Genomic DNA, 22342 nt, shown 5'->3' with positions numbered 1-22342 from the left:
GGACCGAAGTGCCGGGCGGTCGGGCCGGAACGCCCGGCGGCGGTCGGACCGGGGTGCCGGGCGGCGGCCGCGCCGAGACGCCGGGCGGCGGCGACCGCCCGGCACCCCGGTACGGAGTCTGCTCGGCGCACGGCCCGGCGTTACTTCGGATCCTGGTGGGTGGGGATGTTGCCCATCCAGTCTTTCGCGGCGCCGAGGGCGGCGGCGGTGACCGCCATCGCCACGGCGACCAGGCCGAAGATGATCACGGCGGTGGGTACGGGGCTGTCGCCCCGCTCGCCGTCCTCGCGCAGTTCGGCCAGGCGTGTCGTCAGCGCGACGTGCAGGCGGGTGATGACGGACATGACGTGCTCCTTCTCTCGGGGGCGGATCAGAGGCGGGCGATGAACGGGTAGACGGCGAAGCCGAGCAGCACGAAGACGAGCAGCGCCCCGGGGATGTCGAGCCGGCTGGTCACTCCCTCGGCCCGGGCCAGGTTGTCGGTGCGGATCTGGTCGCGCAGCGAGTCGGCGCGGCTGCGCAGGGTCTCGTGCACCTGCGCGCCCTCGCTGCCGGAGGAGCGCATGATCGCCCCGACGTCGCCCAGTTCCGCGATGCCGATGCGCTCGGCGAGGTCGCGCAGCTCGTCCCACGGCGAGTGCATCTGCATCTGGGCGATCCGCAGGGCCTCCGAGATGCGGTCGAAGACCCAGCCGTCGCAGACCGCCGCCGCCCGCTCCAGCGACTGCACCGGTCCGTGCGCGGCGGAGAGCTGCAAGGCGACCAGGTCGAGGTAGGTGCAGACCGCCTGGCGGAACTCGTCGCGCGCCCGGTCCGCCCGGTCCAGCACCGACCGGTGCGCGATCAGGGCGCAGAGCAGCGCCAGCCCGAGGCTGCCGAGCACGGGCACGACCACCGGCAGCCGGATGCCGACGGCGAACAGGGTGGCGCCGAGCAGCGTCGGCGCGGCGAGCCCGATCAGCGCGGAGAGCAGCATCGACAGGGCGTACTGCTCGGGGGTCCGGTCGATCAGGGCGAGCTGCCGGTGCGGTGGCCGCAGCCAGCGGGACAGCCCGGTGAGCCACTCCAGCCGCCGGTCCGCGGGCGCGGCGAGCTGCCCGCCGCCCGGCGGCTGGTGCAGCCGGCGCAGCGCGGGCCCGAGCGCGGGGGTGGCCGGCACCAGCTCGCGGACCACCAGGAAGACGCCGAGCCCGACCGCCGCCCCGCCGCAGACGGCGACCGCGAGCTGCCAGTTGAGGGCCATCGCGCTCACGGGGCCGACCTTTCGTTCGCGACTGCGGGGCTCGCAAGCTCACTCCTCGCGCTCACGCGAGCACCTCCTCCGGGGCGGGAGCGGGCAGGAAGCGCGCCGGCCGGCGGGGCTGGCTCATCGATCGCACCCAGGCCAGCAGGCCGACGAAGGCCGCGCCGAGCGCCGCCATCACGAGCTGCCCGAAGGGCGTGCCGTACGGGCTGATGTACTCGGTGTTGAGCAGCCCGTACGCGACGGTGGCCAGGGTCATCCCGGTGAGGAAGCGGACCGCGAAGCGCGGCTGGGTGCGCTTCGCCTCGATCTCCCGGCGGGTGGCCACCTCGGCCGCCGCCGCCCCGGCGATCGAGCCGAGCACGTCGCCGAGGCGCTCGCCCCGGTCGGTCACGTGCAGGATCAGCGCGGCCACCACCTGGTCGCAGACCGGGTCGCCGATCTCGTCGGCGAAGGCGAGCAGCGCGGAGCGGGCCAGCCAGCCGGCCTGGAGGCGGGCGGCGAGCAGCCGTACCTCCTCCTGGATCTCCTCGGGCGCGGTGGCGACGGTGCCGATGATCGTCTGCTGGAGCCCCTGGCCGGTGGCGGAGACGTCCCGGAGCCGGCGGGTCCACTCGCCGACCGCCTCGATGCGGGCGATGGCCCGCTGCTCGGCCCTGCCGACGGAGAAGAGCCACGGGGTGCCCGGGACTGCCACGGCGACCAGCAGGCCGACCACCGGCAGGCCGGTGACCAGGAAGGCCAGCGCACCCGCGACCAGGGCGCCCACCAGCAGGGCCTGGTGCGCCCGCTGCTCGCGCGCGGTGGCGCCCGAGCCCTTCCACAGGCGGTCCAGGCCCCGGCCCGCGCCGGGCCCGCCGGGTGGCCGGCGGGTGCCGACCAGCGCGACGACCGCCAGCAGCAGCCCCGCGACGCAGGCGGCCCCGGAGGCCACCGCGACGAGTTCGACGTTGTCCAGCACTGACGTCACCGCCGTCCGAGCCGGGTGTGCCGGGGCCGCCGCCACGCGCCCGTGCCGCCCTCGATCCACCGGCTGAGCAGCCGGGCGTCGTAGCCGACCCGGAGGAGCTGGGCGCGCACCCGCTCGGGCAGGTGCAGGGGTACGGCCCGCCCGTCCGGCCCGGGCCCGAACACCTGCGTGGTGGTGATCCGGTTGCCGTCGCCGACCCCGATGACCTCCTCGACGTGCGAGACGAAGCGGTGCTTGCGCCCGCCGATCGCGGTCTCGTCCTCGACGGTGACGTAGACGATCAGGTCCAGCGCGTTGCCGGCCATGCGGCGGGCCTGGTCGACGGTCATCTCCCGGCCGTGCGCGAGCGCCAGCTCGATGATCCGCTCGCTCACCCCGGCGGGCGTACGCGCGTGGATGGTGCACATCGAGCCGCGGCTGGTCGTCATGGCCTGGAGCATCGGGACGATCTCCCGGGACCGGACCTCGCCGACGATGATCCGCAGCACGCCCATCCGCAGGGAGACCGGGATCAGGTCGGCGATGCTCACCTCGCCGGCCGGGCGGCCGTCCGCCCCGCGTTCGCCGTGCCCCTCCCGGGCCTCGAAGCTCATCACCGCCCGGTGCTTGAGCCGACGGCGGGCCGGCAGCAGCTCGCGGCTCTCCTCGAGCAGCACGTACGGCTCGTCGGCCGGGATCTCGTCCATCAGCGCCCGGATGACGGTGGTCTTCCCGGCGCCCGCGAGGCCGGCCACCATGATGTTCAGCCCGGCGCGCATGGACGCGCGGAGGAAGTCGCGCACCAGCGGGTCGATCATCTCGTCCAGGTCGCCCCGGCCCCCGGCGAGGTCGTCGAGGCTCACGTCCAGCGTGTTGTGCTTGCGGATCACCGCGTACGGGCGGTGGCTGACCAGGAACACCGCGGCGAGCCGGCTGCCGTCGGGCAGTTGCAGGTCCAGGGTGGGCTTCGAGGTCGACAGCGAGCGCTCGGTGGCCCCGGCCCGGCGGGCCGCCGCCTGGAGGATCTCCACCAGCTCGTCGTCGCTGTCGGCGATCGGCTCCACCCAGTCGACCCCGCCGCCGTGCCGGGTGACGCGCACCTGGTCGCAGCCGAGGATGTGCACCTCCTCGATGGTGTCGTCGACCAGCAGCGTCTGGAGGCGGCCGAGCCCGGCCAGCTCGGCGGTTACCTGGTCGAGCAGGATCCGCTCCTCGCCGGCCGCCATCGGGGTGCCGGCCCGGCGCACCGCGTCGGCGTACTCGGCCACCACCGTCACCGCGAGCCGGGCGCGCTCGGTGTCCTCCTCGTCGACGGTGAACTCCCGGCCGCGCTGCCACAGGGCGAGCCGCTCGCTGAGCTCCCGACGCAGCTCGCGGACCACCTGGAAGTCGACCCGGGGGCGGGGCGGCGGCTCCGGCCGCGGCGCGGTGACCGGCACCGGCAGCGGGACGGGATGGTGCCGCCCGTTGGGCGGGGCCAGCGGCGGCGCGGTGGAGGTGGCGCCGGGCGGCTGGCGGCGCGGGTCGCCGGAGACCGGTTCAAACCGCATCCGGCACCCCCTGCGCCACGGGCCAGGCCAGCCGGGCGCGCCGGCGTTCCAGCAGCGCCCCGACCAGCACCTCCAGGGCCCCGGCCGCGCGCATCAGGGGCCGACCGGCCCGCACGGTGCCGCCGAGGCCGAGCACCTCGGCCGTACGCGGGTCGTGCGGCATCCGGGCGATGACCGGCAGCCGCAGTGCCTTGCTGACCTCGCCGCTGCCGTGGCCGTCGCCGACCAGCAGCAGCCGCAGGGTGCCCGGCGGCACCCGGTGCTCGGCGAAGTCCCGCTCGATCGCCTTGACCATGGCCCGGGTGCCGGAGAGGTCGGGGAGCCGGGCGCCGCTGACCAGCAGCACCACCGAGGCGGCGCGCAGGATCGGCCACGGTGGACCGACGACGTGCAGCCGCCCGCAGTCCACCACCACGTCGTACGGCGGGTCGCCGCCCTCCAGGCTGCCGAAGAAGTCGGCGAACCGCTGCCAGAGCGGGGTGACGCTGCCGGCCTGGGCGGGGTCGACGACGCCGGGCAGCAGCAGCCGCTCCCGCTTCGGCGCGTCCAGGTCGACCAGCTGCGACCAGAACGCCGACTCCAGGTTGCCGTCGCGCAACTCGCCGACCGCCAGCTCGCCGATGCCCCGGGGTCCGTCGAGCGCGCCGCCCAGGTAGCCGGCGAGGATCGACCCGCCGGCCGGGTCGCACTCGGCGAGCACCAGCCGCCGGTGCCAGGTCAGGGCGCAGGCCAGGGCGGTGGTGGTGACGCCCGGGGAGCCCTTCGCCGACACCAGCGCGACGATCGCCATCGTCAGGCCGCCTCGGTCAGTACGAGGGCGATCCGTTCCTGGCTGGACAACGCGACGACGGCCGGCACGTCCCGCACGGCGAGCGCCAGGTAGACCACCACCTCGTCGTCGTCATCGGAGGTGACGGTGTCGATGACCGTCGCCTCGAACCGGGTGGCGGCGCCAGCCGGGCGGTCGTCGTCACCGTCCGGCGTGCTCACCAGCAGGACCTTGTCGCCGGGGTGGAGCTTGCGGGCGGGCACCTCGGCGGGGCCCAGGCCCAGCGCGAGCTGCTGCTGGCCGGGCCCGAGCAGCGGGTCGTCGGTGAGCTGGGCCATCGTCAGCAGCGTGCCGGGGGTCAGCGACACGGCGGCCCGCTTGCCGACCACCTCGTCGAGCCGGCCGGCGGGCACCGGGGAGAGCCCCTGACCGCCGGCCACCTGCACCGGGACCAGGTCGTCGGCGCTGACCTGCCGGCCGACCTCGACCGGCCGGGCCACCGCCAGGTAGCTGCCGGTGGCGCGTACCGAGGTGACCGCGAACGCCGCCCCCAGGCCGCCGAGGGCGATCAGCAGCACGGCCAAGCCGAGCAGCCCGGGCCGCATCCGGCGCTGCCGGACCACCCTGGGCGGGGCGACCGGCGCGTCCACCGGCTGAGTTCCGTTCCGGGTCGCCACACTCATTGAGCCACCACCTGTAGTTCGTTGATTCGGACCGGGATCGTCCCCGTGGGCCGGTTGACCGGGATGACGCCGCTCTGGCCGCCGCCCCTCCAGGTCACCGTCCAGTACGTCGTGGCCCGCACCCGGTAGTCGCCGGCCTTCGGGTAGCCGCCGTGGTAGCCGCAGTCGGGGGAGCGGCGGCCGGCGTGGGGGCCGTCGGCCCGGTACGCGGTCCCCGCGTCGGAGCAGGTGACCTGCTGGCCGTTGCCCATGTCCCAGACGATCCGGTCGAACGTCGCCGTGATCTCCACGGTCAGGCCCCGCTCGCTCTCCGAGGCATGCTGGGTCGGCCCGAAGTACGTGGGGTCGTCGCCGTTGCTGCCCCACATCCAGACCGGCAGCCCGACCAGGCCGGGGCCCTTGCTGCGGCGGGGGGCGACCGCGATCCGGGGCGTCGCGATGGTGATCTTCGCCAGGGCCCGCCGGGCGAGTTCCTCCGGATCGGGCGGTGCGCCGAAGCCGGGCGGCGGGGCGTCGAGCAGGACCGGGGTCTGGGTGCCGAGGCTGCCGCCGATGCAGGAGCGCAGGTACCACTGCTTGCCCTCGGGGGCCTCGGGCTGCGGCGTGGCGAGCTTGTAGTAGCAGCCGTCGCCGTTGTTGAACCAGCCCAGCACGTCGTGGTAGCACTTGACGGTGCGGCCGTTCCACTGGCACTTGCCGCCGCCGCCCCCACCGCCGGGGTCGCCGCCCCCGCCGTCGTCCCCACCCCCGCCGGGATCGCCCGGGGTGCCGGGATCGTCATCCCAGACGCTGCAGTCGCTCTGCCCCGGCGGGCACTCCGCGCCGGGGTCCGCGCGCCCCGCGGCGATCGCGGGCACGGCCGCCCCGAGCGCCAGCAGCAGGGCCAGGCCGGCGCCCGCGAGCGACCGGCGGGCTGCCCCCGTCAGCACGGCAGGTCCTCGTGGGCGGCGCCGGCGCTGATCAGCCAGCGGCCGTCCGGGTAGCGGGTGGCGGTGGCGGTCGCCAGGTGCCGCGTTCCGCCGGTGCCGGGCACGACCCGCTTGTCCCTGGCGTAGACGAGCCGGTAGCGGGTGGCGTCCAGACAGTCCTGGATCTCGACCGTGGGCGGGCTCGAATCCAGGCTCACCGAGGTCACGGTGGGGTCGGAGACCAACGTGCCGGTACGCATCGCGCCGTGCTCCTTCGCCTCGTGGATGGCCAGCTGGACCCGGGTCAGCAGCGGGTCGGCGAGGAACCGGGACAGCTCCGGATGGTGGGGGTCGCCGCGCCCGCTCGCCGTTCGGGAGGCGGCGAGATACCCGGCGTACGCGGCGAGCGCCGCCTTCCTCGCGGCCTGTTCGTCGGCGGCCTGTCGGGTGGGGGCGGGCGCGTCCCCGGCGGTCGCCGCCCGGGGGGTGGTTCCGGGCTCGGCGCCACAGGCCGGGGCCGCGCCGAGCGCCGCGATGGCGAGCAGGCAGGTTGCCCATCGGCTGAACCGCCGTCCGCGCACGTCGTGCCTCCTCGGTGGCCACCCGGGGCCGGCGTGCCGGCCTCCGGGCATGCGGCGGCGCGACCGGACGGGGCCGTCCGGACCTGTCGAAATTGCCGCCACATTTACCGTTGTAGATCTCTACGAATGCGATGTCCCGCGTCGTCCTGTCGCGTGGTTGTGGGTTGCACCACACCCAAGGGGCGAGCATAGGCTGACGCTCGCCGATGCAACAGGGGCAATTAACTTGAACACTGTGAGTGATGACAGGCGGTGGCGGCGGGTGGTTTCTGCTGGTGGGGGCGGGAGAGGCGGCGAGGCCCGGCGGGGCGGCGGCGTGGGAAGCGCGACCGGTGGGCGCGGAGTCGACGCGGCGGTCGGTGCGTGTCCCGGACGTGCCGGCTGGTCCGATCCGTCCCCCGGGTCGGCGCATCGACATTTCGTCGACGTGGGATTCCCGCCAATGTGGAAGCGCCATTCCCGCGCGCAATTCCACACCTTGTGCGGGAGGGGTGCGGGCCGTTCCACCCGTTACCGGCAGGCGCTCATTCCACTACCCTGCGTGGTCGCCCCCGGTGCCGGCCTCTGGGCGCGACCGTGGCGCTGACCGGGCCGCCGGCGGTGGCGGAGCCGACCGCACCGAAGGCCGCCCCGCGCGGCACGCGGCTGCTGGCCGTTCTCGCGCTCGCTCCGGCGCTCCGGCTCGCCGTGCTCCGGCACGCCGTACCGCCGGGGGTGGGGAACCGGACCGGGTGCGACGCGTGCGGCGCCCCGATCGGGCTGGCCCGGCCCTGGCCGGCGCTGGGTCCGACGGCGCGGTGCGGGCGGTGCGGGGCGCGCGTCGGCCCGCCGCCGGGCACGGTGGAACTCGCCGTCGCGGCGGCCGTCGGGGTGCTGCTGCTGGTCGGGCGGCCCGCGACCGTGCTGGTCGCCACGGCCTGGTGGCTGGGCTGGGCGATCCCGCTGGTCTTCGTCGACGCGGCGGTGCACCGGCTGCCGGACCGGCTCACCTGGCCCGCCGCGGGCGGGACCTGGCTGCTGCTGGGGCTGGCCGCCCTCGCCGGGGCGGGCCCGGCGCCCTGGCTGCGCGCCACCGCCGCGGGCGTCGCGCTGGCGTTCTTCTTCGCCGCCACCACGCTGCTGCTCGGCCGGCGCGGCTTCGGCCTCGGCGACGCGAAGCTGGCGCTCGGCGTCGGCGCGCTGCTGGGCTGGTACGGCTGGGCCGTCCCGGTGGCCGGGCTGGTGCTCGCCCTGCTGCTCTCCGGGGCGGTCGGCGTCGCGCTGCTGGCCGCCCGCCGCGTCGGCCGGCGCGACCACCTCCCCTTCGGACCGTTCCTCGTCGTCGGCGCCCTCGCCGCCCTCCTCCTTCCCTGACCCCGGGCGGGCTCCCCGTCCCCGGGGTCAGCGGCGGCCGTCCCCGGCCCGACGGACGACCGACGGCGACCCGCCGTGGAGCGGGCGGTCAGCGGCGGCCGTCCCCGGCCCGGTGGACGACCGGGACCGCCGAGGCGGTGACGGGGCCCACGCCCCGCCGACGGCGACCCGCCGTGGAGCGGGGCGGTCAGCGGCGGGACGTCGGGGTGGCCGGGTCGGGGACGGGGCGCTCGGCCTCGCGGGCGCGGCGGTGCAGCAGCCCGGCGGCGGGGCGGGCGAACAGCGGCGTGAGCAGAGCGGCGAACAGGGCGCCGAGCAGGACGCCGACGACCACGTCGTGGGGGTAGTGCACGCCGACGAAGACGCGGGAGAACGCGGCCAGCGCCGCCAGCGGCAGCGCCACCAGCCCGACCCGGCGGGACAGCAGCAGCGTCGCCACCGCCAGGCCGCCCGCGATCGTCGAGTGGTTGCTGGGGAACGACCAGTCGCCCGTCGGCGGGCACTCGCCGGCGACGATGGCGAGTTCGGTGGCGAGCGCCCGGCAGGGGCGTTCCTGGTCCACCACCGTCTTCAACAGCTCGCTGCACCCGTACGCGAGCACCACCGGCGCCGGCGACACCAGGGCGTACGCCCGGTCGCGCGGCCCGCCCCCGAGCCGGGACACGGCCGCGATCAGCCACAGCGCGCCGAGCAGCAGGATCGCGCCCTCGGTGAAGTGCTCGGCGAACCACTGCACCGGTTGCGGGGTATCGGCCGCGAAGTCGACGATGTCCTGGTACCACTCGACACTGATCTCCGGAGCGTCCGGTGTGTCCGCATCAACCATGATTCACCTCACTCATCGTTCATACCTCGTTCAGCTCGCAGACAACCCTGGAACACCTGGAAGCTGGACGCAGTGTGCATTGGTCAGGTGGTGACCCCGACCTTCGTCTCAGCGACCTCTCAGCCCGGTCTGCTTCGATTGGTCTGGTAAGTCGGACTTCCTTGGAGGCGCTGTGCACGACACCCCCATCGCCGATCGGCCGCCGACCGGGCAGGCCACGGGGGAGGACGAGGCCTGGCGGATCCGGCGTACGGAGGCGGACATGGACCGCCTCGCCGAGACCGAGTCGATCTTCGCGTTGGGCAACGGCTGGGTCGGCTGGCGCGGCACCCTGGACGAGGGCACGCCCTACGGCATGCCCGGCAGCTACCTCAACGGCTTCCACGAGCGGCGCGAGCTCGACTATCCCGAGGACGGTTACGCCTTCCCGCAGGTCAGCGACACGGTGATCAGCGCGCCGAACGCGGCCCTGATCCGGCTCTGGGTCGACGGCGAGCCGCTGGACGTGCGCACCGGCACCCTGCGCACCCACGAACGGGTGCTCGACCTGCGCGCCGGGGTGGTCGAGCGGCACACCGAGTGGACCTCCCCGGGCGGGCACGGCGTACGCGTCCGCAGCACCCGGCTGGTCTCCCTGCCCCGGCGGGCGGTGGCCGCCGTCCGGTGGTCCGTCGAGCCGTTGGACGGGCCGGTCGAGGTGCGGGTCTGCGCCGACCTGCTCGCCAACGAGCGGGTGCCCGAGCGCTCCGACGACCCCCGCGCCGCCTCGGTGATCACCGAACCGCTGACCGCCGAGTACCGCCACTCCGACGGCCACGACGGCGTCCTCGTCCACCGCACCGAGCGCAGCGGGCAGCGGGTCGCCGTCGCCGTCGCGCACGAGGTGCGGGCCCCCGACGGCTTCGCCCCCGGCGTCGACTGCACCCCGGACCGGCTACGCCTCACCCTCACCGGGACGCTGCGCGCCGGCGAGCGGCTCCAGCTGACCAAGTTCGCCGCGTACGACTGCACCCCGGTGGACGGCGTGCCCCCGCAGGAGCTGGCCCGCCTGGTCGTCGCGGAGGCCGACGCGGCCCGCGCGGAGGGTTTCGAGGCCCTGCTGGCCAGCCAGCGCGCGGCGCTGGACGTCGCCTGGCAGACCGCCGACGTGCAGCTCGACGGCGACGCCGAACTCCAGCAGGCCATCCGGTTCTCGGTGTTCCACCTGCTCCAGGCGGGCCGGGCGGACGGCGACCGGACCATCCCCGCCAAGGGCCTGACCGGCAACGGCTACGACGGGCACGTGCTCTGGGACACCGAGGGCTACGTGCTGCCCGTGCTGACCTACCTCGACCCGCCGCTGGCCCGCTCGGCGCTGCGCTGGCGGCACGCGCACCTGCCGGAGGCGCGCGAGCGCGCGGCGGAGCTGCGGCTGACCGGGGCGACCTTCCCGTGGCGGACCATCGGCGGGCGCGAGTGCTCCGGCTACTGGCCGGCCGGCACGGCGGGCCTGCACCTCAACGCCGACATCGCCGACGCGGTGCTGCGCTACGTCGCCGCCACGGGCGACGAGGAGTTCCTCGCCGGTCCCGGGCTGGAACTGCTGGTCGAGACGGCCCGGCTCTGGCACGGCTTCGGCCACTGGTCCGACACCGGCACCTTCCACCTGCACGGCGTGACCGGCCCCGACGAGTACAGCGCCCTGGTCGACGACAACGTCTTCACCAACCTGATGGCCCGGCGCAACCTGCGCGGCGCCGCCGACGCCGCCGAGCGGCACCCCGAGGCGGCGGCCCGGCTCGGGGTCGAGCCGGCCGAGGTGTCGGCGTGGCGGGCCGCGGCCGACGCGGTCTTCGTCCCGTACGACCGTAAGCGCGGGGTGCACCAGCAGGCGGCCGGCTTCACCGAACAGCCGGAGTGGGACTTCGCGAACACCTCCGACGACGACTACCCGCTGCTGCTGCACTTCCCCTACCTGGAGCTGTACCGCAGGCAGGTGGTCAAGCAGGCCGACCTGGTGCTCGCCATGCAGCGCTGCCCGGGGGAGTTCACGGCCGACGAGAAGGCCCGCAACTTCGCCTACTACGAGGCGCGGACCGTCCGGGACTCGTCGCTGTCGGCCTCCCCGCAGGCCGTGCTCGCCGCCGAGGTCGGGCACCTCGACCTGGCGTACGACCTGTTCGCCGAGTCGGTGCTCCAGGACCTGGCGGACCTGGGCGACAAGACCGGCGACGGGCTGCACCTGGCGTCGCTGGCCGGGGCGTGGCTGGCCCTGGTGCAGGGCTTCGGCGGGATGCGCGACGACCGGGGGGTGCTCTCCTTCGACCCCCGGCTGCCGGCGGCGATCGACCGGCTCGCCTTCAGCCTGCGCTGGCACGGCCACCGGCTGCGGGTCACCCTGACCTCCGACGAGGCCCGCTACGAGCTGCCGGACGCCGACCCGGAGGCCGGCATCGAGGTGTGGCACCACGGCGAGCCGCTCTGGGTCACCGGGGCCACGCCGGTGGTGCGGCCGATGCCCGCGGTGCCCGACCCGGGCCCGGAGCCGCCCTCCCCGCCCGGCCGCCGCCCCACCCGCCGCTCCGCCGGCGAACGCTGAGGAGTGCGGGCGCGCCCTGGGTAGGGTGGCGCGGTGTCGGATCTCCAGCGGCTCGCCGCCCACCACGCCGCCGCGCTGCTGCGCTTCGAGCGGGAGAACCGGGAGTGGTTCGCGCGGTCGGTGCCGGACCGGGGCGACGCGTACTTCGCCGACTTCGCCGCGCGGCACGCGGGGCTGCTCGCCGAGCAGGAGACCGGCCGCTGCCACTTCCACGTCCTGGTCGAGCCGGACGGGACGGTGCTGGGCCGGTTCAACCTGGTCGACGTCGCCGACGGCGAGGCCGAGCTGGGCTACCGGGTGGCCGAGCGGGCCGCCGGGCGCGGGGTGGCGACCGACGGCGTCCGCCGCGTCGTGGCACTGGCCCGCCAGGCGTACGGGCTGCGTCGGCTGACCGCCCAGACCACCATGGACAACGCGGGCTCGCGGGCGGTGCTCGGGCGCACCGGGTTCACGCCGGTCGGCGAGGTGTCACTCGACGGGCGCCCCGGGCTGCGGTTCGCCCGAGAGCTGACGGCCGACGACTGACGCGCCGGACATCCGCTGCCGGACGGTCTCCAGTGCCTCGAAGGCGTACGCCCAGTTGTGGCACTTGAAGCTGCGCAGCCCCTCGATCGCGGTGCGGCAGTCGGTGCAGCGCACCCCGGCGATCGCGTCCGGGACCTCGGTGTTGACGTACCTGCGGTCGCCGAGGATGACCGTCGCGATCATCATCCGGTCGTGCACGCCGGAGAGGGCGGAGGAGACGATGTCGTACCAGTTCACCCGCCGGCCGCACTTCGGGCAGTCCGGCTCGTCCCCGCTGACCCACAGCGGGGCGCCGATGCTGCGCAGCGGCATGCCGAGCAGCTTCTCGATGCGCCGCACGTCCGACTCCGGGGTCGTCCACCGGTGCCTGCCGGGCAGCGCGGCGGGCGAGTCGTAGACGGCACGGAACAGGACCGGGTCGACCTCCACGGTCTCGCGCTGACTGGTCATCGGCGTGCCTCCTCCACGGTCGGTGCCCGCACCGTCGTGGCAGGTGGGGCGGGTACGACCGGATCAACGACGACCGGGGGTCAGGTGTTGTCGCCCCCGGTGACGCGGGACCGGTCCGCGTCCGGCGTGGGCCTACGGGTGGCGGGGGCGCAGGCCGCGCAGCGCGGTCTCCACCACCTGGTCGGCGTACTCGGGCGTCAGGGGGCCGGTGCGCTGGAGCCACCGGTTGAGGACCGGACCGAACAGCAGGTCGACGGCCACGTCGAGATCGACGTCCTCGGCCAGTTGCCCCGCGCGCCGGGCGGCACGCAGGCGCTCCTTCTTCAGCTCCCGCATCGGCCCGTCCAGCCGCTTCGCGTAGTCGGCGGCCAGGGCGGGGTCGTGGACGATCTCGGTGTGCAGGGCGCGCATCGGCTGGTCGTAGCGCGGGTCGTTCAGCTCGTCGACGATGGCCCGCAGGACCAGCTTCAGGTCGGCGGCCAGGTCGCCGGTGTCGGGCAGGGCGCCGCTCTGGCCGTCCTGCCCGCCGTCGGTCGTGAGCGCGAGGAAGGCGTCGAACAGCAGGGCGCCCTTCGAGGGCCACCAGCGGTAGATCGTCTGCTTGCCGACGCCGGCGGCGGCGGCGATGCCCTCGATGCTGAGCTTCGCGTAGCCCAGCTCGCCGACGAGGTCGAAGGCGGCGGCGAGGATGGCGCGGCGGGCCGTCTCGCTGCGACGGCTGGAGTCGGGGGCGACCTTCTGCGGGGGCACGGGCCCAATCTAGCAAGAGGTGAGACGAGACGGTCCGTCTTGACAGCGGGGCGCGGTCGGGTAGGGTCCCTCCCATCAACAAGACGAGACGGTCCGTCTCGTTAAGGACGGAGGTCCCCATGGAAGCCCCAGCCACCGCCGTACCACGGGTCTGGTTCGTCACCGGGGCCAGCCGGGGCCTCGGCCGCGCCTTCACCGAGGCCGCGCTCGCCGTCGGCGACCGGGTCGTCGGCGCGGCCCGGGACGTCTCGCCGCTCGACGACCTCGCCGCCCGACACCCCGGCCGCCTGCTGGCGCTGCGCCTCGACGTCACGGACCGCGCGGCGGTCTTCGACGTCGTCGCCCGCGCGGTCCGGCACTTCGGGCGGCTCGACGTCGTCGTGAACAACGCCGGCGCCCTCTTCATGGGCATGGTGGAGGAGTTCACCGAGGCCGAGGCCCGCGCCCAACTGGACCTCAACTTCTTCGGCGCGCTCTGGGTCAGCCAGGCCGTCCTGCCGCAGCTGCGCGCCCAGGGCGGCGGGCACGTCGTGCAGGTCTCCAGCATCGGCGCGCTCGGCGGCTTCCCCAGCACGGGGCTCTACAGCGCGAGCAAGTTCGCGCTGGAGGGCATGAGCGAGGCGCTGGCCGCCGAGGCCGCCCGGTTCGGCGTCAAGGTCACCATCGTCCAGCCGGGCGGCTACTGGACCGACCTCTACACCAGCTGCACGGCGACCACCCCGGACCCCGCCTACGACCCGCTGCGGGAGGAACTGGCGCGGCAGTGGGCGGAGGGGTCGGTCGACAGCGAGCCCCGGCTGGCCGCCGAGGCGCTGCTGAAGCTGGTCGCCAGCGACGAGCCGCCGCTGCGGCTGCTGCTGGGCAGCATGGTCTACGACCTCGCCTTCGACATCTCGAAGCGACGCATGGACGTCTGGGCGGGCTGGGAAGAGGTGAGCCGCGCCGCCGAGAAGGCCATCCCGGCCCCGGGCACCGGGCCGACCTGACCGGCCGGGCGTGCTCGACGGGGACGTGCCGTCGCCGGCCGTCGCCGGTCGGCCGTGAGGATCGCCACGCGGGTGCGAACTCTTCCGTCACGGAAGAGTAGGGTCCGCTGGGCCGCCGTGCCGCGCGGTTTCCTGTGCGCGGCAACGGGGCAACGACGCCCGGCCGACGTCGGTGGCCGTGCCCGTACGCGATGCGACCCCGACCGACCCACCCCTTTGCCGGGCGGGCGCGGTGCGCCCGCGCCCCGAGTGGAAATGGCTCCATGTCGTCTGTGCTGTCCGCGGCCTCCCGCCCACGCCTGTCCCGCCCGTCCTGGCTGTCGCCGAAGGTGTTCCGCACCGAGGTCCTCGCCAGCCTCGTCGTCGCCCTGGCGCTGATCCCGGAGGCGATCTCCTTCTCGATCCTGGCGGGGGTCGACCCGCGCGTCGGGCTGTTCGCCTCGTTCACCATGGCCGTCACCATCGCGATCTGCGGCGGACGGCCGGCGATGATCTCCGCCGCCACCGGCGCGATCGCCCTCGTGGTGGCGCCGCTGGCGAAGGAGCACGGCCTGGACCACCTGATCGCCGCGGTGATCCTCGGCGGCGCGATCCAGATCCTGCTGGCCGTGCTCGGGGTGGCGAAGCTGATGCGGTTCATCCCGCGCAGCGTGATGGTCGGCTTCGTCAACGCCCTGGCCATCCTGATCTTCGCCGCCCAGGTGCCGCACCTGCTCGGGGTGCCGTGGCTGGTGTACCCGTTCGTGGCCGTCGCGCTGGCGATCATGGTGGGGCTGCCCCGGCTCACCCGGGCCGTCCCGGCGCCGCTGGTCGCCATCGTGGTGCTGACCGTGGTCACGGTGACCACCCACGCGGCGGTGCCGACCGTGGGCGACGAGGGGGCGTTGCCGGACAGCCTGCCCACGCTCGGCCTGCCGCAGATCCCCTGGACCATGGACACCCTGACCCTGATCGCCCCGTACGCCCTGGGGATCGCGCTGGTCGGGCTCATGGAGTCGCTGATGACCGCGAAGCTGGTCGACGACATCACCGACACCCCGTCCAGCAAGACCCGGGAGTCCTGGGGGCAGGGCGTGGCCAACATCGTCACCGGCTTCTTCGGGGGCATGGGCGGCTGCGCGATGATCGGCCAGACGATGATCAACGTGAAGGCGTCCGGCGCCCGTACGCGCCTGTCGACCTTCCTGGCCGGCGTCTTCCTGCTGATCCTGGTGGTGGCGCTCGGCGACGTGGTCGCGGTGATCCCGATGGCCGCCCTGGTGGCCGTGATGGTCATCGTCGCGGTGTCCACGTTCGACTGGCACTCCGTCGCCCCGGCGACGCTCAAGCGGATGCCGTACGGCGAGACGATCGTCATGCTGACCACCGTCGGCACCACCCTGGCCACCCACAACCTCGCCGTCGGCGTCGTCGCCGGCGTGCTCACCGCGATGGTGATCTTCGCCCGCCGGGTCGCCCACCTGGTGGAGGTCACCAGCGTCCTCGACCCCGACGGGACGACCCGGATCTACTCGGTGCGCGGCGAGCTGTTCTTCGCCTCCAGCAACGACCTCGTGCACCAGTTCGACTACGCGAACGACCCCGACAGCGTGGTCATCGACATGACGCACGCCCACGTCTGGGACGCCTCCTCCGTCGCCGCCCTCGACGCCATCACCACCAGGTACGCCGCCCGGGGCAAGACCGTGGAGATCGTCGAGCTGAACCGTCCCAGCGCCCACATCCACGGCACCCTCGCCGGCCGGCTCGGCGTCGGCCACTGATGGCCGCCGGCAACCGTACGGAGGGCCGGCTGATGCAGATCGGCGAGGCCGCCGATCGGGTCGGGCTGAGCATCCGCACCATCCGGCACTACGAGGACGTCGGCCTGATCGTGCCCTCGGCCCGCAGCGAGGGCGGCTTCCGCCTCTACACCGCACCCGACCTCGACCGGCTCGCCGTGGTCAAACGGATGAAGCCCCTCGGCTTCACCCTCGACGAGATGCGCGATCTGCTCGCCGTCCTCGATGCCCTCGACACAGCCGAGGGCGCCGACCGGGCCGCCCTGCTCGACCGGCTCGGCATGTTCCACGCCGCCGCCACCGCCCGCGTCGGCGCGCTGCGCGACCAGCTCGCCATGGCCGAGGGGTTCGCCGACACGCTCCGCGACCGGCTCGACCAGCACGGCGGCCCGCCCTCCTGACCGGGCCCGGGGCCAGCTCCTGGAGTTGTCCGTCCTCTTCGCTCCGGTGGGAGCTGACAGCGCCACCCACGGACGGGGTCGACCGTGGCGGAGGCGCACTACGCTCCGGGCCACCTGGAGGAGAGGGAAGATCAATGCGTAGGACCCTGCTGCCCGTCGCGGCTCTGGCCCTGGTGGCGGCGCTGAGCGGATGCATCACCATCACCGCGCCGGCGGACGACCCGGACCCGGCGGCCGCCGGGCAGCCGACGGCCAGCACCAACGTGGTGGACGACGAGACAGCGAGCCCCGACGCGGCACCGTCGGCCGCACCGGACACACCCGGAGCGCCTGATCCGCTGCGGGCCCTCACCTGCGAGCAGCTCAAGACCGCCGCGCTCGGTAACGGGACCGAGCGGTACAACGGCTACGCCGAACCGATCCCGCTGGTCGACGGCATGTGGTCGGGGGAGGACGGCACCGTCGTCCACATGCAACAGCCCTGTGCCATCGGCGACCTGACCGGCGACGAGGCTGCCGACGCGCTGGTCCCGGTGCTCATGGACGGCGGTGGGACCGGCAAGTTCTGGCAGGTCGTGATGTACGGCAACATCGACGGCAAGCCGGTCTACGTCACCATGCTCGACATCGGCGACCGGACGCCGGTCGAGTCGGTCTCGATCAGCTCACGTCGGGCGACGGTCGTCTACCTGACCCGCCCCGAGGACGCGTCCTCGGCGGAGGTCGCCGTCCGGCGTACGGCCGTCTACCAGCTCAGCGGCAGCCGGCTCGTCGAGATCAGCCACACGGACACGCCGTACACGCCCTGAGGCCTAGAGCCCTGGGTCGGTGAGTGCCGGTGCCGGTCGTGGTGACGTGGTTGGGCGACGCCCAACTGCGTCACCACGCCTTCACGACTCGATCCGGTCGGCGCCGTCCAGGTTCAGGACGTCAATTGTGGAGCGGGCGGCGAGCACCCGGATGGCGTGCGTTGACACGGACAACTGCCGGGCGCGGAAAACAGTAAGCTGCGCCCCTGACGAAAGCGGGGGCCAATGAGTTCGGGTGATCGGACGCGCGGTGCAACGTTCATCGCGAGCGTGCTGGTAGTGGCGGGGCTCGCCGGCTGCGTGGAACAGCCCGTTCCGCCGCCACCCCCACCGCCGTCGGTGAACCCCGTGCCGTCGGCGCTCCCCGACGACCCGCAGGCCCTGATGACGACCATTCGCGGGCTGGCCGAACAGGCCGGTGTGGGTGACGACATCCGGCAGGGCGAGATCGAGACCGGCGAGGCGCGATACGAACCTTGCGACCTGCTCATCGCCGAGCCGGACCGGGCGCAAGGGGGCGGGTTGCCGCTCGATGCGGTGTGGGCCGCCAGCCTCGAGGCCAACCCCGTGTCGTCCTTCGGCAACATCCAGCGCCCGACAACCGTCCTGGACGTCAGGGTGGCCAAGCTGCCCGATGCCGCTGCGGCCGGTGCGGCCGCGACCGCGGTGCGCACCGCAAGGTGCCCGAGCGGCGAGTTCCGCCTCATCATCGGCCAGGCCAGCGCCCGATGGGCCGCGAGTACGGTGACCATCGGTTCGACGAGCGCGAGGCTGACCACGGCGACGGCAGGCCGGGTGGACCCGGGAAGCGAAGCCGGGATGACGTACCTACCCGGCGATGCGCGACTGATCTTCGCGCACGGGTCACTGCTGATCAGCATCGAGGCGCTCACGTTGTGGCCCCGCAAGCTGAGTTCCGCTGCCGAAATCACCGCCATGGCTCAGGAGAAGGCGACGACCCTCGCGGCGGCGATCGTGAAGACCCTCCCCACGTAGGCGGGGATCGACCTGCTGCCGACGCGTCGGTGACCGAGTGCGCCGAGGCCGTCGGTGAGCTCCTTGGGCAGGTCGCGTCGGTCCCCGGCGTTAGGGTGCTGCCGTGGATGATGATCGTCGTACCCTGCCGCCTCCGCTGTCCGAAGCCCATGAGGTCGGCTTCGACTACCGGGGCGGGGCCGGTGTCGACTTCGAGCCGTACCCGGGTTTCCTGGACGAACGCGAGACGGCCGACTGGTTGCAGGCGTGGACGGGCAACCGTGACCTCGACGGAGCCGAGTTCCGGATCTTCGGTCAGGACGGCACCGGTGGCCTCGCCGCGTTCTGGCTGGTGCGTCGTGACGAGCCTCTTGAGCGGCAACCGGTGGTGTTCCTCGGGTCGGAGGGCGAGACGGCGGTCGTAGCCCAGGACCTGGGTGCCTACCTGTGGCTGCTTGCCGGCGGCTTCGGCCCCCTGGAGGCGACGATGTACCCCCACCACATGCACGATCCCCGCCCGGACGCTCGCCTCACGGAGATCGCGGAACGCTGGGCGCCGTCCCATCGCAAGCCGGCCGCCGAGGCCATCACCGCGGCACGGGCGGAGTTCCCCGACTTCGCGGAGCTAATCGGCTCGCTCTGCCGCTAGTCAGCGTGGCAGGAGGCGGTCACCTCGACCGGAGGTGCGGCTGCCGCCGTACCGGCCCTGCCTGCGGGCTCCGCAGGGCCGGTCAGGGCCGCTGAACTGCGGGGCGCAAACGCCCTGGGTCGCGCCTTGCGGCGGGCAGTTGGTCAGCGGGCTGTGGCGGGCTTCCTGGTGGGATCGGCCGAGGTGGCGCCGTGAGTGGGGCGGCGGGTCAGGACCTGGGGGCCGGAAGCCGTAATGGCGACCGTGTGTTCGGAGTGGGCGGTGCGGGAGCCGTCGGCGGAGCGGATCGTCCAGCCGTCGCTGTCGAACCTGATCTTGTCGGTGGAGCGGCAGAACCAGGGCTCGATGGCGATGGTGAGGCCGGGGTCGAGTCGCAGGCCGCGGCGGGGGCGGCCGTCGTTGGCGACGTGCGGGGCCTCGTGCATGGTGCGGCCGATGCCGTGGCCGCCGAACTCGCCGTTGACGCCGTAGCCGTAGGAGCGGGCGACCCCGCCGATGGCGGCGGAGACGTCGCCGAGGCGGCCGCCGGGCTGGGCGGCGGCGATGCCGGCCTCCAGCGCGGCCTCGGTGGCCTCGATCAGCTTCAGGTCTTCCGGGTCGGCGGTGCCGACGATGACGGAGAGCGCGGAGTCGGCGACCCAGCCGTCGATGCCGAGCGCCATGTCGATGCTGAGCAGGTCACCGTCCCGCAGAACGTAGTCGTGCGGCAGGCCGTGCAGCACCGCGTCGTTGACCGACAGGCACAGCACGTTGCGGAACGGGCCGCGCCCGAACGAAGGGGCGTAGTCCCAGTAGCAGGACTCGGCGCCGCGTTCCTTGATCCGCCGGCGGGCGTGGTGTTCGAGGTCCATCAGGTTGACGCCGACTGCGGCGACGCCGCTCAGCTCGGCGAGCAGTTCGCCGACGAACTGGCCGGCCACCGCCATCCGGCCGATCTCCTCGGCGGACTTGAGTTCGATCACGACTGCCTCCCTCTCCGTGTGCGGTATTTTTATACCACGCCAGGTCGGCGGTGCTGCGGAGGGATATCCTGCTGGCATGGTTCGCCAACCACTCACCGCTGAACAGATCGCAGCGGGCCAGCGCCTCGGAGTCGCCCTCCGGGCCGCGCGGGCCGGCCGCAGCCTCGTCGAGGTGGCCCTGGCGGCCGGCATCTCCCCCGAGACGCTGCGCAAGATCGAGGCGGGCCGCCTTCCCGCGCCGGCGTTCGGCACCGTGGTCTGCCTCAGCCAGGCCCTCGACGTTCCCCTCAGCGACCTGGCCGACGTCTGGCTGGCCGACATGCCCATCCGCCAGGCGCCCCGGAGACCCGCCGCCCAGGTGCTCTAGTAGAAGTTCCGTTCAGGTGGCGAAGCCAGGTTGTGCCTGGTGTTCTTTCTCGGCGGATCCGCAGCCCGGGTAAGGGTGGATGGTGGGCCGCCCGGGACTCGAGCCCTGCGCTCAGGCCGCCGCCGATGGATCTTCCTGGATCGGGCAGATCCGGCCCCTGGCCAGGGCTCGTTGCTGTCGACGGTTCCGACGGCACAGCCGCTACAGTCCGCTTCCATGGCCGAACGCGTGTCCGTCGATGACCTGGGAATCTGGATCATGCACCCTCACGGGGCCGTAGGGCTTCCTTGGGCGGAAGTAACCAGCGTCTCCGTGTACGCCTCCGTCGTGCCTCCTGACGATCAGCGCATCGTATGGATGGATGCCACGCATGTGTCGGGTGAGTTCGTGGAGATCAATAACATGTCCGAAGGGTTCAACGAAGCCGTGGCCGCGGTCATCTCCCGGTCGGGTCGCGGCCCCTTGGACCTGTCCCGCTTGCAGCCCTCGGACGGCCATGTCGAGATCTACGGGGGTCGCTGCACCGCCCCGGATCACGGCAAAAGCGACCCCGGTCGGGGCTGCTGACCCTGCGGAGGAGTGGGCCGCCAGGGACTCGAACCCTGAACCTATGGATTGCTGGCGATCGGGCTGGACCCGGTGCCGTTCGAGGTCATCCGGCCTGTTGACGCGCATCTCGGCCCGGTTCGGCTGGCACGGTTGCTGTACTTCGCTGCTGTACTGCTGGCGTCAGACGAGGCGCTGGATGCGGACCTTGGGCTGCTCGTTTCTCAGGTGGCCTTCCTTGTGCTGGCGGACCTGCTCGTCCCAGACCTCCTGGTCATAGTCGGGGTCGGGCGGGATCCACTTGTGGGAGCCGTCGCTGCAGTGGAACTTCTCGTCGCCGGGTCGCAGGATGCTCATCGGGTCCAGCCGAGGAATCGGTGGTGTAGGTGGCCGGCGGGGACGTGGGCCAGGTCCTGGGCGGCGTCGACGAGCTGCGCGGCCAGATAGAGGGCGAGCGACACGGGCGCGCGGTCGTACTCCGCTCGCAGCTCGCGTTGGCGGGTCTGGCAGGGCCAGTCGGCACCACAGCCGCTGCACGCCCAAGCCGGTGTGACCGGAAGGTGGGTCGTCATTGCGGCGTCTTCCGCGCTGCCCGCCACTTCGACGCCACGGCTCCTGGCCGGTCGTCGTCTGACGGCCAGTGGCCTCTGTTGATCGGAATCCGATGCTTGGTGCGGCAGGGGAGCTCACCTCCGCACCGGCAGACCTTCCGCCACCGGTGCCATGACCAGACCGGCCGGTGCCGTCTGGCGAGAGTGAGCGCGACGGCTACCAAGTACTCCTCGTACGAGACGCGAGGCACCAGGTCTCCCCTCGGGTATCGGCCAACACGAAGCACGTCGGGACTGGTGATCGTGCAACTCCGCAGCTCACGTCACCGTAACGACGTAGGACTGTAGATACAATAAGATGTAGAGCTGTTGGACACATAGCGTCACTAATGTGATCGACCCCAGCGCGGATCGTGCCGTGTTCCGGCAGCTCGCAGACCTCCTGCGAGACCGAATCACGTCTGGCGACCTCGCGCCCGGGGCATCGCTGCCCAGCGAGCTGCGGTTGGCTCAGGAGTACGGGCTGAGCCGCACAAGCGTCCGACAGGCGGTAGCGCTACTCCGGTCGGAAGGGCTTGTGATCGTGGAACCACCGCGCGGCACGTTCGTCCGCGCCGTAGAGCCGACCGAGACGGTGACCCTCCTTAAGGGCGACACCGCCACCGCTCGGATGCCTACACCCGTCGAGCGACGCGAGCTGGAGATGGGCGAAGGCATCCCGGTCATCGTGATCTTCCGCGCCGATGGCTCCCGCCAACTGTATGCGGCCGATCGCATCCGCGTCGGTCGCTGATCTCTCGTGGCCGTGCAGCAACCCCGTCGGAGGAGCCTGGTCATGCGGTCTGCGGTTAGGCGCCGGCTTGGCCGCTCGCCTGGACACGCGGTTTAGGAAGGGGCTAGAGCTTCCTCGGCTCCCGGTGTCCACTAGCTGCGCAAACGCCACCCGGCCAGTCGCCGCTGTCTGTGATCATTCCGCGCATATTCCGGATCTTCTCGTGCCGTGTGTAGTGGTCGTTGAGCGGCGGGCTTGTCATCTGCCGCTGCACCTTTTCTAGATCGACGCGCTAGCCTCGCTGGCAATCGCCGAGCTGGAGGTGGCCAGTGACCAAGTGGAGCCCGCGTCGGCGTTGGGTGGTCGTCGTGGTGACGG

General features: G+C 73.3%; 26 protein-coding genes. 12 read left to right on the top strand and 14 right to left on the bottom strand.

Annotated features, from left to right (window positions below):
- Positions 1-140 precede the first annotated feature (140 nt).
- The 8 genes from AB0G13_RS17480 to AB0G13_RS17445 form a co-directional block, all read right to left on the bottom strand.
- Positions 141-344, bottom strand: coding sequence for a hypothetical protein (locus AB0G13_RS17480; protein WP_357875278.1), 204 nt, complete (start codon positions 342-344; stop codon positions 141-143).
- Positions 345-370: 26 nt separating this feature from the next.
- Complete coding sequence (locus AB0G13_RS17475; RefSeq protein ID WP_357875334.1) at positions 371-1243, bottom strand: type II secretion system F family protein; 873 nt, start codon at positions 1241-1243, stop codon at positions 371-373.
- Positions 1244-1304: 61 nt separating this feature from the next.
- Positions 1305-2249 (bottom strand): type II secretion system F family protein, encoded by a 945-nt coding sequence (locus AB0G13_RS17470; RefSeq protein WP_357875276.1) that lies wholly within the window; start codon positions 2247-2249, stop codon positions 1305-1307.
- A complete protein-coding gene (locus AB0G13_RS17465) occupies positions 2210-3742 on the bottom strand; it encodes an ATPase, T2SS/T4P/T4SS family (protein WP_357875274.1) in 1533 nt (510 codons plus the stop codon). Before AB0G13_RS17465 ends, AB0G13_RS17470 begins: the two co-directional genes overlap by 40 nt.
- Positions 3732-4532 (bottom strand): ParA family protein, encoded by an 801-nt coding sequence (locus AB0G13_RS17460; protein ID WP_357875272.1) that lies wholly within the window; start codon positions 4530-4532, stop codon positions 3732-3734. Before AB0G13_RS17460 ends, AB0G13_RS17465 begins: the two co-directional genes overlap by 11 nt.
- 2 nt (positions 4533-4534) lie before the next feature.
- Positions 4535-5194 (bottom strand): SAF domain-containing protein, encoded by a 660-nt coding sequence (locus tag AB0G13_RS17455; protein ID WP_357875270.1) that lies wholly within the window; start codon positions 5192-5194, stop codon positions 4535-4537.
- The gene (locus AB0G13_RS17450; protein WP_357875268.1) at positions 5191-6123 is read right to left on the bottom strand and encodes a hypothetical protein; all 933 of its coding nucleotides are present in this window, start codon (positions 6121-6123) and stop codon (positions 5191-5193) included. The genes AB0G13_RS17455 and AB0G13_RS17450 overlap by 4 nt, the downstream gene beginning before the upstream one ends.
- Positions 6117-6683, bottom strand: a complete 567-nt coding sequence (locus tag AB0G13_RS17445; protein WP_357875266.1) for a hypothetical protein — start codon at positions 6681-6683, stop codon at positions 6117-6119. Before AB0G13_RS17445 ends, AB0G13_RS17450 begins: the two co-directional genes overlap by 7 nt.
- A 600-nt stretch (positions 6684-7283) precedes the next feature.
- Between AB0G13_RS17445 and AB0G13_RS17440 the strand changes: the two genes are divergently transcribed.
- Positions 7284-8036, top strand: coding sequence for an A24 family peptidase (locus AB0G13_RS17440; protein WP_357875333.1), 753 nt, complete (start codon positions 7284-7286; stop codon positions 8034-8036).
- 187 nt (positions 8037-8223) lie between these two features.
- Here AB0G13_RS17440 and AB0G13_RS17435 read toward each other — a convergent pair whose 3' ends face one another.
- Positions 8224-8862: a phosphatase PAP2 family protein gene (locus AB0G13_RS17435; protein WP_357875264.1), complete on the bottom strand. Its 639-nt coding sequence runs from the start codon at positions 8860-8862 to the stop codon at positions 8224-8226.
- Between the two features lie 262 nt (positions 8863-9124).
- Between AB0G13_RS17435 and AB0G13_RS17430 the strand changes: the two genes are divergently transcribed.
- Both AB0G13_RS17430 and AB0G13_RS17425 read left to right on the top strand, forming a co-directional pair.
- Positions 9125-11440, top strand: a complete 2316-nt coding sequence (locus AB0G13_RS17430) for a glycosyl hydrolase family 65 protein (protein ID WP_357875330.1) — start codon at positions 9125-9127, stop codon at positions 11438-11440.
- Positions 11441-11473: 33 nt separating this feature from the next.
- Complete coding sequence (locus AB0G13_RS17425; RefSeq protein WP_357875262.1) at positions 11474-11965, top strand: GNAT family N-acetyltransferase; 492 nt, start codon at positions 11474-11476, stop codon at positions 11963-11965.
- Here the strand turns inward: AB0G13_RS17425 and AB0G13_RS17420 are convergent.
- Both AB0G13_RS17420 and AB0G13_RS17415 read right to left on the bottom strand, forming a co-directional pair.
- Entirely contained in the window at positions 11909-12415 is a 507-nt protein-coding gene (locus tag AB0G13_RS17420) for a hypothetical protein (protein WP_357875260.1), read from the bottom strand. The two genes, AB0G13_RS17425 and AB0G13_RS17420, sit on opposite strands and share 57 nt — an antisense overlap.
- 132 nt (positions 12416-12547) lie before the next feature.
- The gene (locus tag AB0G13_RS17415; protein ID WP_357875258.1) at positions 12548-13165 is read right to left on the bottom strand and encodes a TetR/AcrR family transcriptional regulator; all 618 of its coding nucleotides are present in this window, start codon (positions 13163-13165) and stop codon (positions 12548-12550) included.
- Between the two features lie 119 nt (positions 13166-13284).
- Between AB0G13_RS17415 and AB0G13_RS17410 the strand changes: the two genes are divergently transcribed.
- The 6 genes from AB0G13_RS17410 to AB0G13_RS17385 all read left to right on the top strand — a co-directional run bounded on the left by AB0G13_RS17410 (position 13285) and on the right by AB0G13_RS17385 (position 18766).
- The gene (locus AB0G13_RS17410) at positions 13285-14151 is read left to right on the top strand and encodes an SDR family oxidoreductase (protein ID WP_357875256.1); all 867 of its coding nucleotides are present in this window, start codon (positions 13285-13287) and stop codon (positions 14149-14151) included.
- Between the two features lie 263 nt (positions 14152-14414).
- Positions 14415-15914, top strand: coding sequence for a SulP family inorganic anion transporter (locus AB0G13_RS17405; RefSeq protein ID WP_357875254.1), 1500 nt, complete (start codon positions 14415-14417; stop codon positions 15912-15914).
- Entirely contained in the window at positions 15914-16333 is a 420-nt protein-coding gene (locus tag AB0G13_RS17400; protein ID WP_357875252.1) for a MerR family transcriptional regulator, read from the top strand. The genes AB0G13_RS17405 and AB0G13_RS17400 overlap by 1 nt, the downstream gene beginning before the upstream one ends.
- A gap of 134 nt (positions 16334-16467) precedes the next feature.
- Positions 16468-17142 carry a hypothetical protein gene (locus AB0G13_RS17395; protein WP_357875250.1) on the top strand — a complete coding sequence of 225 codons (675 nt, stop codon included), beginning with the start codon at positions 16468-16470 and terminating at the stop codon, positions 17140-17142.
- Between the two features lie 225 nt (positions 17143-17367).
- Entirely contained in the window at positions 17368-18138 is a 771-nt protein-coding gene (locus AB0G13_RS17390; RefSeq protein ID WP_357875248.1) for a hypothetical protein, read from the top strand.
- A 103-nt stretch (positions 18139-18241) separates the two neighbouring features.
- Entirely contained in the window at positions 18242-18766 is a 525-nt protein-coding gene (locus AB0G13_RS17385) for an SMI1/KNR4 family protein (protein WP_357875246.1), read from the top strand.
- A gap of 143 nt (positions 18767-18909) precedes the next feature.
- Here AB0G13_RS17385 and map read toward each other — a convergent pair whose 3' ends face one another.
- Positions 18910-19728, bottom strand: a complete 819-nt coding sequence (gene map, locus AB0G13_RS17380; protein ID WP_357875244.1) for a type I methionyl aminopeptidase — start codon at positions 19726-19728, stop codon at positions 18910-18912.
- A 76-nt stretch (positions 19729-19804) separates the two neighbouring features.
- Between map and AB0G13_RS17375 the strand changes: the two genes are divergently transcribed.
- Together AB0G13_RS17375 and AB0G13_RS17370 are read left to right on the top strand one after the other, a co-directional pair.
- Positions 19805-20095 (top strand): helix-turn-helix transcriptional regulator, encoded by a 291-nt coding sequence (locus tag AB0G13_RS17375; RefSeq protein WP_357875242.1) that lies wholly within the window; start codon positions 19805-19807, stop codon positions 20093-20095.
- A 216-nt stretch (positions 20096-20311) separates the two neighbouring features.
- Positions 20312-20662, top strand: a complete 351-nt coding sequence (locus tag AB0G13_RS17370) for a hypothetical protein (protein WP_357875240.1) — start codon at positions 20312-20314, stop codon at positions 20660-20662.
- 162 nt (positions 20663-20824) lie between these two features.
- On the opposite strand, the gene AB0G13_RS17365 is transcribed toward AB0G13_RS17370, so the two are convergent.
- The gene (locus AB0G13_RS17365) at positions 20825-20998 is read right to left on the bottom strand and encodes a hypothetical protein (RefSeq protein WP_357875238.1); all 174 of its coding nucleotides are present in this window, start codon (positions 20996-20998) and stop codon (positions 20825-20827) included.
- Positions 20995-21213 carry a flavin reductase gene (locus AB0G13_RS17360; RefSeq protein WP_357875236.1) on the bottom strand — a complete coding sequence of 73 codons (219 nt, stop codon included), beginning with the start codon at positions 21211-21213 and terminating at the stop codon, positions 20995-20997. The genes AB0G13_RS17365 and AB0G13_RS17360 overlap by 4 nt, the downstream gene beginning before the upstream one ends.
- A gap of 370 nt (positions 21214-21583) precedes the next feature.
- Here AB0G13_RS17360 and AB0G13_RS17355 point away from each other — a divergent pair, with 370 nt between their 5' ends.
- The gene (locus tag AB0G13_RS17355) at positions 21584-21985 is read left to right on the top strand and encodes a winged helix-turn-helix domain-containing protein (protein WP_357875234.1); all 402 of its coding nucleotides are present in this window, start codon (positions 21584-21586) and stop codon (positions 21983-21985) included.
- The last annotated feature ends 357 nt before the right edge of the window (positions 21986-22342 follow it).

The sequence above is a fragment of the Micromonospora sp. NPDC023633 genome (assembly GCF_040640035.1).
In the GTDB taxonomy this organism is placed as follows: Bacteria; Actinomycetota; Actinomycetes; order Mycobacteriales; family Micromonosporaceae; genus Micromonospora.
Note: the sequence above shows the minus strand (reverse complement) of the source record. Positions and strands in the feature narration are given on the sequence as shown.

Bases quoted from the DNA above. Each gene is read 5' to 3' on its own strand.
- AB0G13_RS17365 (WP_357875238.1), bottom strand. From the start codon at position 20,998: ATGAGCATCCTGCGACCCGGCGACGAGAAGTTCCACTGCAGCGACGGC.
- AB0G13_RS17395 (WP_357875250.1), top strand. From the start codon at position 16,468: ATGCGTAGGACCCTGCTGCCCGTCGCGGCTCTGGCCCTGGTGGCGGCG.
- AB0G13_RS17360 (WP_357875236.1), bottom strand. From the start codon at position 21,213: ATGACGACCCACCTTCCGGTCACACCGGCTTGGGCGTGCAGCGGCTGT.
- AB0G13_RS17455 (WP_357875270.1), bottom strand. From the start codon at position 5,194: ATGAGTGTGGCGACCCGGAACGGAACTCAGCCGGTGGACGCGCCGGTC.
- AB0G13_RS17400 (WP_357875252.1), top strand. From the start codon at position 15,914: ATGGCCGCCGGCAACCGTACGGAGGGCCGGCTGATGCAGATCGGCGAG.
- AB0G13_RS17405 (WP_357875254.1), top strand. From the start codon at position 14,415: ATGTCGTCTGTGCTGTCCGCGGCCTCCCGCCCACGCCTGTCCCGCCCG.
- AB0G13_RS17375 (WP_357875242.1), top strand. From the start codon at position 19,805: ATGGTTCGCCAACCACTCACCGCTGAACAGATCGCAGCGGGCCAGCGC.
- AB0G13_RS17480 (WP_357875278.1), bottom strand. From the start codon at position 344: ATGTCCGTCATCACCCGCCTGCACGTCGCGCTGACGACACGCCTGGCC.
- AB0G13_RS17460 (WP_357875272.1), bottom strand. From the start codon at position 4,532: ATGGCGATCGTCGCGCTGGTGTCGGCGAAGGGCTCCCCGGGCGTCACC.
- AB0G13_RS17370 (WP_357875240.1), top strand. From the start codon at position 20,312: ATGGCCGAACGCGTGTCCGTCGATGACCTGGGAATCTGGATCATGCAC.
- AB0G13_RS17435 (WP_357875264.1), bottom strand. From the start codon at position 8,862: ATGGTTGATGCGGACACACCGGACGCTCCGGAGATCAGTGTCGAGTGG.
- AB0G13_RS17465 (WP_357875274.1), bottom strand. From the start codon at position 3,742: ATGCGGTTTGAACCGGTCTCCGGCGACCCGCGCCGCCAGCCGCCCGGC.
- AB0G13_RS17430 (WP_357875330.1), top strand. From the start codon at position 9,125: ATGGACCGCCTCGCCGAGACCGAGTCGATCTTCGCGTTGGGCAACGGC.
- AB0G13_RS17410 (WP_357875256.1), top strand. From the start codon at position 13,285: ATGGAAGCCCCAGCCACCGCCGTACCACGGGTCTGGTTCGTCACCGGG.
- AB0G13_RS17390 (WP_357875248.1), top strand. From the start codon at position 17,368: ATGAGTTCGGGTGATCGGACGCGCGGTGCAACGTTCATCGCGAGCGTG.
- AB0G13_RS17420 (WP_357875260.1), bottom strand. From the start codon at position 12,415: ATGACCAGTCAGCGCGAGACCGTGGAGGTCGACCCGGTCCTGTTCCGT.
- AB0G13_RS17475 (WP_357875334.1), bottom strand. From the start codon at position 1,243: ATGGCCCTCAACTGGCAGCTCGCGGTCGCCGTCTGCGGCGGGGCGGCG.